This is a genomic window from Paracoccus sp. IB05, from assembly GCF_016405985.1.
Taxonomy (GTDB): Bacteria; Pseudomonadota; Alphaproteobacteria; order Rhodobacterales; family Rhodobacteraceae; genus Pseudogemmobacter.
This window is the reverse complement of record NZ_JAEFCF010000012.1, coordinates 16,441-28,558: the sequence shown is the minus strand read 5'-3', so window position 1 is coordinate 28,558 and position 12,118 is coordinate 16,441. Positions and strand designations below refer to the sequence as shown.

The following is a 12,118-nucleotide window of genomic DNA, read 5'->3' as shown; positions in this document are numbered from 1 at the left end:
TGCTCAATCCTCCAGCATGAGAACAGAGCCCGGCGCGAACCGGATCCCCACCTTCGCCCCCTGCCCGATCAGCGCCTCGCCGGTGACGCCCGATTGCACGCAGGCCTCGATCTCTGCCCCGTCGGGCAGCGCGATCTGGTAATTCATATCGGTGCCGAAATAGACCGAGCCCCGCACCTCGGCCGGGATCGCGCCCTGCGCCTCCGGCGGGGTGATCTCGACATGTTCAGGCCGCACCGCAAGCGTGATCTGCCCGCCCTTGCCGCCGGTATCGACCGCAATCACCTCGCCCGAAGCAAGCTTTGCTCCGCCCGGCACGCCGGTTGCGGTCAGGAAATTCGTCTCGCCGATAAACGAGGCGACAAAGCGGTTGCGGGGTTTTGTGTAGATCTCGCGCGGGGCGCCGAGCTGCTGGATCTTGCCCGCTGACATGACCGCGATGCGGTCCGACATGGTCAGCGCCTCTTCCTGGTCATGGGTGACGAAGACAAAGGTGATGCCGGTCTCGGTCTGGAGCCGTTTCAGTTCGACCTGCATCTCCTTGCGCAGCTTAAGGTCAAGCGCCGAAAGCGGCTCATCAAGCAAGAGAACCTTGGGCCGCGGCGCCAGTGCCCGCGCCAGAGCAACGCGCTGCTGCTGACCACCCGAAAGCTGGCTGGTCTTGCGCCCCGCCATCGCCTCGAGCCTGACCAGCGCCAGCATCTCCCGGACCGTCCGGTCGACTTCGGGTTTTGCGATGCCCTTCATCTTCAGACCAAAACCGATATTCTCGGCCACGCTCAGATGCGGGAACAGCGCATAGGACTGGAAGACCGTATTCACCGCCCGCCTGTTCGGGGGCTGGCCGGTCACATCCTGACCATCGATCAGGATCTGCCCGGCGCTTGGCATCTCAAACCCCGCGATCAGGCGCAAAAGCGTGGTCTTGCCACAGCCCGATGGCCCGAGAAGCGTAAAGAATTCGCCGGTTCTGATTTCGCAGGACACATTGTCCAGCGCCCTGACCACGGTTTCGCCCTGACCGAACGCCTTGGTCACATCTTTCGCCATAATGGCAGCAGTAACAGCCAAAAGATCACCCCTGTGGTGTGGTTTTCAGTGTTATTATATTTTGATCATATTGCGGGTACCCAATACGATTGAGCAAGAGAAATCGCCGCCCCTGCTGCAATTTCATCTTTCCGCCGCAGGATCAAAGACCGGAGCTGTCTGAAAATCGGGCAATTGCGCAACCGAAGCTTTTCTCTCGCGGGGTGCCCGTCGTGCAGCACGGGTCCGATCCTGCGACCTGGGCATGCCGCGTCAGAGGATTTTCAGAATAATCACTTATTTTCAAATACTTATTTAAATTAATCCGGCACAGCCTCCGGCTTCGATCCCGATCATGGCGCCCTGCCCGCGCCCGGCCCCGGACTGACCCTGCGCGAACGCCAGCTCAACCCTCAGGAGCAAGCATGAAACCACTCCTCCTCTCCCTCCTCGTCCTGACGGTTTTGTCCGGGACGGCAGCTTCTGCCGAAACCTTGCGCGATCTCGCGCTGGAAACTTTCAGAGCCTTGCCCTCGACGATCCCCGCCATCAAAGCCAATCCCTCGACCCCGGCGAAGCTCGATCTGGGCAAGGCGCTGTTCTTCGATCCGCGTCTCTCGGCCTCGGGCGTGTTCAGCTGCTAAAGCTGCCACAAGCTGACCACCGGCGGGGATGACAATATGGAAACCTCGGTCGGTCACGGCTGGCCAAAGGGGCCGCGCAATGCGCTCACGGCGCTGAATGCGGTGCTTAATGAGGCGCAGTTCTGGGACGGGCGCGCCGATGACCTCGCGGCCCAGGCCAAGGGTCCGGTCCAGGCCGGTGTCGAGATGGCCAATACGCCCAACAATGTCATCGCCACGCTCGGCTCCATGCCGCACTATGTGACCTGGTTCGGCGCGGCTTTTCCTGATGATGCCGAACCGCTGAGCTTTGACAATATGGCCAAAGCGATCGAGGTCTCCGAGGCGACCCTGATCACGCCCGCGCCCTTTGATGCCTGGCTCAATGGCGATGATGCGGCGATGATGCGGCGATGACGGCGGATCAGCTGGTGGGCTTGCAGCTTTTCATGGAGAGGGGCTGCGCGTCCTGCCATTCGGGCGTCAATGTCGGCGGGCATGGCTATTGCCCGTTCGGCCTGATCGAAAAGCCCGGCGCCGAAATCCTGCCACCCGATGACAAGGGGCACTTCGCGGTGACCGAGACGGTGGATGACGAATATGTCTTCCGCGCAGCGCCCTTGCGCAACATCGCATTGACCGCGCCCTGCTTCCATTCCGGCAAGGTCTGGGATCTGCGCGTGGCGGTCGAGATCATGGCCGAAAGCCGGCTTGGCGAGGCGTTGCACCCCGAGGAGACCACGCAGATCGTGGCCTTTCCCGACAGTGTGACCGGCACGATGCCCGAAGTGGTGCTGCCGGTCCTGCCGGTGGAAACCGCAACCACGCCACATCCCGTAACGGCGATCCTGCCGTAAGACAGATCAGGGCGGATCCCCGGATCCGCCCTTCCCGGATCCACCCGGCGCGAGACGGCGCTCGAACAGGGCGAAAACCACCGGGGCCGCGACAATGATTGCGATGATCCTGACCACGTGATGCAGCGCGACGAAGGCAACATCGGCATGGATCGCCAGCGCGATCAGCCCCATCTCGGTCAGCCCGCCCGGGGCAAGTGCGAGCATGGCCTGTTCCGGGCTGGTGCCGGTCAGGATCCGCATCAGATGGCTGAAGGCAAGGGCAACCCCCAGCACCAGCGCGGTCGATCCGATGCTGAGCGCCCCCGCCTTGCGCAGTTCCGAAAGTGGCACGCCGCGAAAGCGGCAGCCCAGCACGGTGCCGAGGATCACCTGGGCCGCATTGACCAGAACCGCGGGCGGCGCGGCCTCTGAAATCCCGCTCAGATGCAGCGCCGCCGAAAGCGCCATCGGCCCGAGGAAAGTCGGCGCCGGCCAGTTCAGCGCGCGTCCGATCAGGCTGCCGAATATGGCGGCGGCCAGCAAAAGCCCTGCCTCGCGCCATTCCGGCAGACCCGCGCCGCTTGCCGCCCCCGCGCCGACATCATGGCCCATGATGACCCGAAACCACAGCGCGATCAGCGAGATGGTCACCACGATCCTGAGGCTGTGGGCGAGGATAACGGGCTCGGGCTTGCCGCCTTTGGCCTCGGCAAGCTCGATCATCTCTGCCAGCCCGCCCGGCATGCCGGCAAAGAAAGAGGTGCGCCAGTCATAGCCGCCGGCATAGCGATACCAGGGCACATTGATCAGGCCGACAACCAGCAGATAGACCAGCAAAAGCGACAGCGTCCCGATCCAGGTGACCATATGGCCCAGCACCTCGGGGGCGAAACGCGCGCCCAGCAGCACGCCGATCACCGCCACCACCGCCGGGCGGATGGCATTGGGCCCCCGGATGCGCAGCCCGGCGACCGAGGCGATCATGGTGGCAAAAAGCGCGCCAAGCATCCAGGGCAACGGGAGGCCGAGCCCCCAGGCGACCAGGCCTCCGGCAGTGCCGAGACCGAGCGCGGGCAGATAGGACAGGAGGGAGGTCAAGGATCAGGTCCGAAATCAGGGCAGGTTGCAGCCCGGCGGCAGTGCCGCGTCACAGGTGCAGGGCGCCCGCCCATTTTGCCGATCCCGCCGCCAGTGTCGAGAGCAGTCATCACGGAACGGGGCACGCGGCCTGTCTCGCGGGTGTGTCTGGCAGGCCTCATCTGGCGCGCCGCATCTGGCCGAGCTTGCAGGGGGCGCTGCCCCCGCCCGCCGTTCCGGCGGCCTCCCCCGGAGTATTTGTGTCAAGAGGAATGGTATTTCCCCTGACTTAAATACTCCCGCCGGAGGCGTCCTTCGCCAGCCACCGTACCGGCCCGCCGGTCACCCGCAGCAATTACCCCCGGCGGACCGCCTCGACGGCGGCGCGCAGTTCCGCGATTTCGGTGACGCGGGGAAAGAGGTTCAGCCCGACCAGATAGGCCGGTGTGCCGGGCAGGCCGAAGAAATCAGCCTCGGCCATGGTACGGTCGATCAGGGCAACCCATTTGTCGCGTTCGCGCTCGAAGCTCGCGATGGCGGCCTCGGGATCCAGACCGGCGTCGCGCACGGCCGCATCCATCCGCAACGCATCGACCCGGCGCCCTTTTCCGGCCATCAGCGCGGCATTGACTTGCGCGTAGCGGCCAAGGGCCACCGAGCCGAGGCCAAGCTGCACGCCGCGCACGGAGGCCTCGCCAAAGATCGGCCAGTCTTTCATCACGAGACGGATATCGCCGTCAGAGCGCACATAGTCCAGCAATGCCGGATGCGAGTCGCGGCAGAAAGGGCATTGGTAATCGTAATATTCCACGATGGTCACCGAGCCATCGGGATTGCCCAGCACCGGCTGATCGGGGTCATGTGTCAGCTCGCGCGGGGCTTCCCCCGGCAACATTTCCTGGGCCCGGACAGGAAACGCGGCCCCCGCCAGCATCAGTGCCCCGAGCGAGCTCCCGAGAGAGCCCCTGATCAGATCGCGTCTTTTCATCACCGTCTCAGTTCAGGCTGCTGCTATAAGGGCTTTCGGGAAATCCGGTCGGATAGCCATAGGCCGGATCGGCAGCCGCAACCTCCGGCGTCGCCGCCGCCGGCTGGTTGAATGAGGCGCCGCTATAGGGCGTGGTCGCGGGCACATAGGAGCCGAAGGCACCGGCGCTTTGTTCGGGGCTCAGGACAAGCACTTTCCCGCCTTTGACATAATTCGCCGCCAGATGAATGGCGTCCTGGTTGTACATCCGGATACAGCCCGCCGAAGTGGCATGGCCGATCGAGGCGACCTCATTGGTGCCATGGATGCGGTAATAGGTATCGCGCCCGCCGCGGAAAAGGTAGATCGCCCGCGCGCCCAGCGGGTTTTGCGGCCCGCCCGGCAGCCCGCCGGCATAGGCGGCATACATATCCGGGCGCTCGCGGATCATATTGTCGGTCGGCCGCCAGCTCGGCCAGACCCGGTCATATTGCGCGACCGCCGCACCCTCGAAGGACCGGCCCTGATCGCCCACCGCAACCCGGTAGCGCAGCGCGCGATTGCCGCCCCGGATCAGATAGAGATAGCGCTGCCAGGGATCGACGATGATCGCGCCGGGCGCTTCAGTGATCGCAAGATCCACCTCGGTGCGGGTGTTTTCGGCAATCAGATAGCGCGGGTTTACGGCCGGGATGTGGAACCCGTTATCCTCGAGCGCACTATACATCGCGAGGATTTCCGGAGGGACATTGGCGGCAGGATCAGGTTGCGACCCGGAGTCGGGCAGCTTTGGCCCACAGGCCGATACCAGCCCCGAAAGGGTCATCAGAAGAGCCGCACGACGACTGACCACAACGCTCATAAACTGTCCTTTCCCGCCGGCGGGAAGGAGCAGACACCTCCCGGATCTGGCAGGATCGCGGGATGCTTGCCGCCGGCTTTGCACACCTCCGCCGTGATGCGATGCCGGAGCACCGCCCACGAGGAACCAATCCGGCCATGCGCCATGATCCGAAGGGCCTGGTCAAGCCCCGCTGTCTCACAGCTGCGCGAGAAAGTGAAATACCGCCAAAGACCGGCATGGCTTGTCCCGATTCCGCGCTGAACATGCGCGCGATCCGGGGCCCGCGCGCCGCTTGACCCAAGGTCAGGCATTGGATCCAGATCAGATATACCCGGCCCCGCGCCGGTATGCTTCCCGGTGAGGATCGCTGTTCAGGTCCCGATTCCACTGAGAAGAATCGCCGCCGCCAGCAAGACTGTCGCGGCGATACAGATCAGAATGCCGTCGCCGGGTCCCGGGGTCGCCTGCGCATTTTCGTCCCTCTCCTGTGCGGCCCCGCCTTTCACCACCGCGCCCAGCACCATCCTGTCTTCGCCAGCCAGTATCGCCAGCACGCCCGGATCAAAGCCATTGTAGATCATCTGTCTCTCCGTTCTCCGGATGCCCGTGGTTCGCCGGATGCCCGTGATTCGCCGGATGCCCGTATCCGAGGCCGGATCACGGCTGATTTTCGGGCAGCCGCATCGCAGCAGCATTCCGGTTGTGTGTCGCGCCCCCGCGACCTGGGCCCTGCCTCAGCGGGCGGGCTCCTCGACCAGCCGGCCATCATTGGCCTGGGCCGGTGTGGCGGAGAGGAACCCGAGCGCATTTTTTGGCGTGACGGTCAGCGCCAGCACAGCCGCCATTGCGAGGCTTGCCAGCAGAACCGCCGCCCTTTCCTGCCCCCGGCGCGGCGTAACGCGCGAAGTGTCCCGCGCGCTCACAGCGCCGCTCCTGTCCTGGTCCGGGCTCTGCTCAGCTGCGCGTCCGGCGTCCCATAGCCATATGCTGCGCGAAATCGCGACGGCGCGGTGGTGTCATCCAGCGGCCCCGCCAGAAGACGGTTGCGCAGGACGCGGCCCTCTTCCCAGGGGCCAAAGCCCGCATCGGCATTCACATGGCCCGCGAAGCCGAGATCGACCAGCTCTGCCCCCCAGGCGCGGGAAAGTTGCGCCGCGCGCGAAAAGCCCATCCATGGGTCGTTTCGGCTGGCCGCGACGATCACCGGCAGGTCAAGCACCTCTTCCGGGATCGGGCCAAAATGGCCGATACGGTCGGCGCCAGCGGTCTCGGCCGGGGCAACCAGCAAGGCGCCCGCCACCCGCAGATGCGGCCATTGCGTCAGAAGCCGCGCGATCAAAATCGCTCCCAGCGAATGACCAACCAGAACGCAATCGGGATGCGCGAGGATCATCGAGGCCAGCTCCACCTCCCAGACCGCCGCCACAGGGCGATGCGGGTCCGAGAGATCCACCGTCAGCGCATGAGGGTCACTGGCCGCCCACCAATGTTGCCAATGGGGGGCGGCCGACCCGTCAAGGCCCGGAACGATAAGCGTGTTGATCATCACCATGGTCCTTTCCCGAGGTCACAGGAAAAGACTACATTATTTATCGTGATTAAGAATTCTAAAGATACCACCAGGAAAGGAAGAGGATTCCCTTTCTGACAGAACACTTGCAGATCCCCCCCTTGCCCCCCAGCGGGCCGCAGTCGGGCGTACCGGCCGTGCAATTCCGTTGTCTGGTGACCGAATCCCCCGGCTAAGGTGCTCAAAAACCGGCGGTCTTTGCGGTGACATCCATCTCACGCTGCCCTGGTCCCGCCTCGCCCTCCGCCGCGCGATGATCATGGTTGCACAGGCTGTGATCGCCCAGAACCTCGATCACCCGGCAATCGCCGATGGTGCCATGGGCGCATTGGACGACCATCCGCTCCAGCTCATGTTCCAGCGCTTTCAGCCGCGAGATCCGCTCGCGCACCGCCCCAAGCTGGGTGCGCGCGATGCTGTCTGCGGCGGCACAGGGCTGATCCGGCTGGTCGGAAAGCGAGAGCAGGTCGCGGATCGCCTCGAGCGGGAAGCCCAGATCGCGCGCATGGCGGATAAAGCGCAGTCGCTCTTCAGCGACCCGGCTGTATAGGCGCTGATTGCCGGAGGACCGTTCCGCCTCGGGCAAGAGGCCGATCTGTTCGTAATAGCGGATCGTGGGCACCTTGACGCCGGTGCGGTCCCCGAGTTTGCCGATGGTGAGCATTTGCGCCTCCGATATCTCTACAAACTATAGGTATTGCCTGGCTTTGCTTCAACAGGGGCGGATGTTTCGATGTTTCGCGGCAACCCCCTTTCATATGAAACCAAATGCGCCTATATTTTCACCTGAAAGGAGCCTTCAGATGATCTCTTTCCCCAATATCGCGCTGGATCAGCCCACGCCTGGCCAGGTGCTTGGCAAAGCCGCCCTGCGTGCAGCCGAACGTCTTGGTCTTTCGGCGCGGCAATTCGCCCGGGTGACCGGCCTCTCGGAACCGGGTGTGTCACGGCTGAAACGCGGCACTGCCGGGATCGAGGAAGGCAGCAAGACCTTTGAACTCGCGGCGATGCTTGTGCGGCTTTACCGCTCGCTCGATGCGATTACCGGTGGCGATGAGGCGGTGGCGCGGGCCTGGATTTCGGCCCCGAACGAGGCGCTGGGCGCGGCACCGGTGGAAAAGATCACCTCAGTTCAGGGACTTGTTGATGTCTGCGCCTATCTGGACAGCCGCCGCGCTCGGCTCTGAATGCCGGCCCTTTCAGGGGCGCGGCTGGCGGCTGGTCGAGGCGCAGCACCTGGTCTCGACCCTGAAACTGGTGGACAGCCTTGCGGAACAGGCGCTGCTGGAAGAGATTCTGGAAACCACCAAACCGCCGATGCCCGCCGCCTGTCAGGGGCTTGATTACCTGCTGGCCACGCCCTTTCGTTACCGCCCCTACCCGCATGGGTCGCGCTTTCGTCGCGCCGGGCTGACGCCGGGCGTCTGGTATGGCGCCGAAAAAGTGCAGACCGCCCTGGCGGAAATGGTGTTCTACCGTTTCCTGTTTTACGCCGAGAGCCCGGCGACGCCCTTTCCCGACGGGCCGGCGGAATATACCGCCTTTGCGGCCAAACTCGCGACCGCGCGGGCGGTTGATCTGACAGCGCCGCCGATGGCCGACCCGGCCTGGAGCCATCCGACCGATTACGCGCCCTGCCAAACGCTGGCCGAGGCGGCCCGCGAGGCAGGGGCAGAGATCATCCGCTACACATCGGTGCGCGACCCGAAAGGCGGTGCCAATCTGGCGGTGTTCAGCTGCACCGCCTTTGCCGCCACAGGGATCCAGGACCGCCAGACATGGCGCATCCGTCTCAGCCCCACCGGCGCGATGGCCTTGCGCGAACATCCGCGCCAGGGGATTGATTTTCCGCGGGAAAGCTTCACCGATCCGCGGCTGAGCGCCATGGTCTGGGACCGGCCCCGCGCCAGGTAAAGGCCGTGCCGATCACTCCGCCGCGCGTTTTGGCAAGACCCAGCCCGGTCGCGGGAAATGACAGGTATAGCCGTTCGGCTGGCGCTCCAGATAATCCTGATGTTCGGGCTCGGCCTCCCAGAAATCGGAAACCCGTTCCACCTCGGTCACCACCGGGCCGGGCCAGAGGCCGGAGGCATCGACATCTTTGATCGTCTCAAGTGCCACCGCGCGCTGATCCTCGGTCACCCAATAGATTGCCGAGCGGTAGCTCGGGCCAAGGTCATTGCCCTGACGGTCGCGGGTGGTCGGATCATGGATCTGGAAAAACGCCTCCAAAATCTGGCGGTAGCTGATCCGGGCCGGATCATAGATCACCTCGATCGCCTCGGCATGGCGGCCATGATTGCGGTAGGTGGCATTGGGCACCTCACCGCCGGTATAGCCGACACGGGTATTCACCACCCCCGGCAGACGGCGAAGCAGCTGCTGCATCCCCCAAAAACAGCCCCCGGCCAGAACCGCACGTTCCTCAGTCATCTCTGTCTCCTTTCACGCGCCGTGTTTCACGCGACCGGCATCCGCGCCTCGGCCATGCCGGCAAGCCAGCTTGCACCGTAAGGCGCGGCCTCATCGTCGAAATTATACCCGGCCTGGTGCAGTGGCGCGCTATTGCCATTGCCAAGGAAGATATAGGCACCCGGGCGCTCCTGCAGCATATAGGAGAAGTCCTCTGCCGCCATCAAAGGCGCGGTTTCGGCATCAACTTCGGGTGAGATCGCGCGCGCCACCGCCGCTGCATGGGCGGTGCCATCCTCGTGGTTCACCGTCACCGGATAGCCGCGGCGGAAATGCACCTCGACCGTCGCGCCATAGGTCTCGGCCACGCCCGCGCAGATCTGGCGCAGCCGCGCTTCGATCATCGCGCGGACCCCCTCGTCCAGCGTGCGCACAGTGCCCTTCATCACCACCTCTTCGGCCAGCACATTATAGGCGGTCGAATCGCTGTGGATCGTCGCGACCGAGACCACCGCCGATTGCAGCGGATCGGTGTTTCTGGACACGATGCTTTGCAGCGCCAGCACCAGATGCGACGCGACCACGGTGGTATCAATCGCCTCCTGCGGTTTTGCCGCATGGCCGCCGCGCCCGGTCAGGGTCAGCGAGAATTCATCCGAGGCCGCCATGATCGCACCCGGGCGGATCGCGAAACGGCCAACCGGGATCCCCGGCATATTATGCAGGCCGTAGACCTCCTGGATGTTCCAGCGCTCCATCAGCCCGTCTTTGACCATGGCAAGGCCGCCGCCGCCGCCTTCTTCGGCCGGCTGGAAGATACAGACCACCGAACCATCGAAATTCCGCGTCTCGGCGAGGTATTTCGCGGCGCCGAGCAGCATGGCGGTATGGCCGTCATGACCGCAGGCATGCATGATCCCGGGTGTGCCGGAGGCGTAATCGAGGCCGGTTTTCTCATGGATCGGCAGCGCATCCATGTCGGCACGCAAGCCCACCACGCGGCCCGCGCTGTCCCTGCGCCCCCGGATCACCGCGACCACACCGGAGCGTCCGACCCCTTCCGTCACCTCGTCGCAGCCAAAGGCCCGGCACAGTTCCGCCACACGCCCGGCGGTGCGCGGCAGGTCATAATTCAGCTCGGGGTGCCGGTGGAAATCCTGGCGCCAGGCTTTGATCTCGGGGGCGAGTTCCGCGAAACGGTTCTTGACGGGCATGGGCGTCTCCTTCGGCGCGGAGTCTGATCTCCGGCGCGCGGAAGGGCAAGCCCCCGCCGCAGCGGCGGAAGCCGTTCCTCAAAACCGGAGCCCGGGCCTAAAGGCTCGGCCCTGGCACCAGTTTTGATCCGTCAGTGAAACGCGACAGCCGGAAGCGGCGCATGTCATGACCGATCTCTTCGCCTAAGATCATGCTGGCGATCACCCGGCCCATGCCCGGCCCGATGCCAAACCCATGACCGCAAAGCCCGGTCGCGATCACCAGGCCCGGCAGCTTTTCGGTGCGGTCGATGACCGGGACGACATCGGGCATGGTCTCGATCATCCCGGCCCAGCTGGCGGTCAGGCGCGGCTTGCCGATCTGCGGGAAGGCTTCGGCAAAGCGGGTCCGGAGCCGCTCCAGCGCCTTGCGATCAGGCGCGGGGTTCAGGATCCGCATCCGCTCGAACGGGGTTTCGACATCGCCCTTCAGCCAGCGCGGCGTCGACCAGGCGTCGGGATATCCCTTCGGCGCCATCGGTTGCAGGCTGGTCTGGCCGAAGGTGCGCTTCAGCAGCGGCCAATAGGTGCCGAATTCGCGGAAGGCATCGGGGCCGATCCAGAAATTCTGGTGGTCACCCGGGGCGAGCGTATAGCCGCCATCCTCGCGGCGGCGAAAGGCGAAATGGCTGTCCACCGCGGCGCCCGGGAAAAGATCCGGGAGGGGCTCGGTCGCGGCCACCGTCGCGCGGACCGAAAGCTGCGGGATCCTGACGCCATGCGCGCCGAGGAAAAGCCGCGACCAGGCGCCGGCCGCAACCACGACCTGATCACAGGCGATGCGCCCGGCCTCGGTCACCACGCCCGCGACCCGGCCCGCCGCAAGATCGAGGCAGCGCACCGCGCAATGCTCAGCGATCACCACCCCCGCCTCAACCGCGAGATCGGCCAGCATCGGCACCGCGACCCATGGCTCGGCCCGCGCATCCGACGACGTCCAGAGCCCGCCGGTCCAGCCCGCTTTGGCCGACGGAACCATTTCCGCCACCTCGCGCGCGCTCAGCATCCGGCTGTCCACCCCCGAGCCCGCGACCGAATCGAGCCAGGACCGGAACCCCGCCATGTCACCTTCTTTATTGGCAAGGTACAGAACACCGGTTTGCCGGAACCCGAGCCCCCCGCCCGCCTCAGCGGCCAGTTCGCGCCACAGCGCGAGGCTTTCCATCATGATCGGCAGTTCCGCCGGATCGCGCCCCTGCTGGCGGATCCAGCCCCAGTTGCGGCTGGACTGCTCGCCCGCGATCAGCCCCTTTTCGCACAGAACCACCCGCTGGCCCTTTTTCGCCAGCGCCCGCGCGGTCATCACCCCGATGATGCCGCCGCCGATCACCACCGTATCACAGACCGCAGGCAACCGGCCCCGATGCCGGACGGGGCTGTTTTCGTGGATGGGAAAACTCATTCTGCTTCTCCGCAAGCGCCCAGTTCCAGGTGTTCCGGCGGGCGCCATTGCGGCACTGCCCGGGCCGGAGCCCTGCTCCGCATATCCGCCGGCTGCAGAAAC

At 65.0% G+C, this 12,118-nt stretch carries 13 protein-coding genes and 1 pseudogene; 3 read left to right on the top strand and 11 right to left on the bottom strand.

The genetic code is table 11. The annotated features are described in order from the left end of the window. Positions 1-3 precede the first annotated feature (3 nt). Entirely contained in the window at positions 4-1,071 is a 1,068-nt protein-coding gene (locus JC607_RS10030; RefSeq protein WP_198836791.1) for an ABC transporter ATP-binding protein, read from the bottom strand. Between the two features lie 383 nt (positions 1,072-1,454). Here JC607_RS10030 and JC607_RS10025 point away from each other — a divergent pair. Beyond that, positions 1,455-2,509 (top strand): annotated as a pseudogene (locus JC607_RS10025) (cytochrome-c peroxidase). A 6-nt stretch (positions 2,510-2,515) separates the two neighbouring features. Here JC607_RS10025 and JC607_RS10020 read toward each other — a convergent pair. The 7 genes from JC607_RS10020 to JC607_RS09990 all read right to left on the bottom strand — a co-directional run bounded on the left by JC607_RS10020 (position 2,516) and on the right by JC607_RS09990 (position 7,613). Then, positions 2,516-3,589, bottom strand: coding sequence for an AbrB family transcriptional regulator (locus JC607_RS10020; protein WP_198836790.1), 1,074 nt, complete (start codon positions 3,587-3,589; stop codon positions 2,516-2,518). Between the two features lie 334 nt (positions 3,590-3,923). After that, positions 3,924-4,556: a thioredoxin domain-containing protein gene (locus tag JC607_RS10015; RefSeq protein ID WP_198836789.1), complete on the bottom strand. Its 633-nt coding sequence runs from the start codon at positions 4,554-4,556 to the stop codon at positions 3,924-3,926. A gap of 7 nt (positions 4,557-4,563) precedes the next feature. Next, complete coding sequence (locus JC607_RS10010) at positions 4,564-5,397, bottom strand: L,D-transpeptidase (RefSeq protein WP_198836788.1); 834 nt, start codon at positions 5,395-5,397, stop codon at positions 4,564-4,566. Positions 5,398-5,750: 353 nt separating this feature from the next. Beyond that, entirely contained in the window at positions 5,751-5,960 is a 210-nt protein-coding gene (locus JC607_RS10005) for a hypothetical protein (protein WP_198836787.1), read from the bottom strand. Between the two features lie 153 nt (positions 5,961-6,113). After that, complete coding sequence (locus JC607_RS10000; protein WP_198836786.1) at positions 6,114-6,302, bottom strand: hypothetical protein; 189 nt, start codon at positions 6,300-6,302, stop codon at positions 6,114-6,116. Next, complete coding sequence (locus JC607_RS09995; protein WP_198836785.1) at positions 6,299-6,925, bottom strand: alpha/beta hydrolase; 627 nt, start codon at positions 6,923-6,925, stop codon at positions 6,299-6,301. Before JC607_RS09995 ends, JC607_RS10000 begins: the two co-directional genes overlap by 4 nt. 205 nt (positions 6,926-7,130) lie before the next feature. Further along, positions 7,131-7,613: a helix-turn-helix domain-containing protein gene (locus tag JC607_RS09990; protein ID WP_198836784.1), complete on the bottom strand. Its 483-nt coding sequence runs from the start codon at positions 7,611-7,613 to the stop codon at positions 7,131-7,133. A gap of 139 nt (positions 7,614-7,752) precedes the next feature. Here JC607_RS09990 and JC607_RS09985 point away from each other — a divergent pair, with 139 nt between their 5' ends. Beyond that, the gene (locus tag JC607_RS09985) at positions 7,753-8,136 is read left to right on the top strand and encodes an antitoxin Xre/MbcA/ParS toxin-binding domain-containing protein (RefSeq protein ID WP_198836783.1); all 384 of its coding nucleotides are present in this window, start codon (positions 7,753-7,755) and stop codon (positions 8,134-8,136) included. After that, the gene (locus tag JC607_RS09980; protein ID WP_198836782.1) at positions 8,096-8,863 is read left to right on the top strand and encodes an RES family NAD+ phosphorylase; all 768 of its coding nucleotides are present in this window, start codon (positions 8,096-8,098) and stop codon (positions 8,861-8,863) included. The genes JC607_RS09985 and JC607_RS09980 overlap by 41 nt, the downstream gene beginning before the upstream one ends. Before the next feature lie 12 nt (positions 8,864-8,875). On the opposite strand, the gene msrA is transcribed toward JC607_RS09980, so the two are convergent. The 3 genes from msrA to JC607_RS09965 form a co-directional block, all read right to left on the bottom strand. Then, on the bottom strand, positions 8,876-9,382 hold the full coding sequence (gene msrA, locus JC607_RS09975; protein WP_198836781.1) for a peptide-methionine (S)-S-oxide reductase MsrA: 507 nt from the start codon (positions 9,380-9,382) through the stop codon (positions 8,876-8,878). Between the two features lie 26 nt (positions 9,383-9,408). Then, the gene (locus JC607_RS09970) at positions 9,409-10,575 is read right to left on the bottom strand and encodes a M20 aminoacylase family protein (RefSeq protein WP_198836780.1); all 1,167 of its coding nucleotides are present in this window, start codon (positions 10,573-10,575) and stop codon (positions 9,409-9,411) included. A gap of 97 nt (positions 10,576-10,672) precedes the next feature. Beyond that, a complete protein-coding gene (locus tag JC607_RS09965; protein ID WP_198836779.1) occupies positions 10,673-12,016 on the bottom strand; it encodes an FAD-binding oxidoreductase in 1,344 nt (447 codons plus the stop codon). Positions 12,017-12,118: the final 102 nt, after the last annotated feature.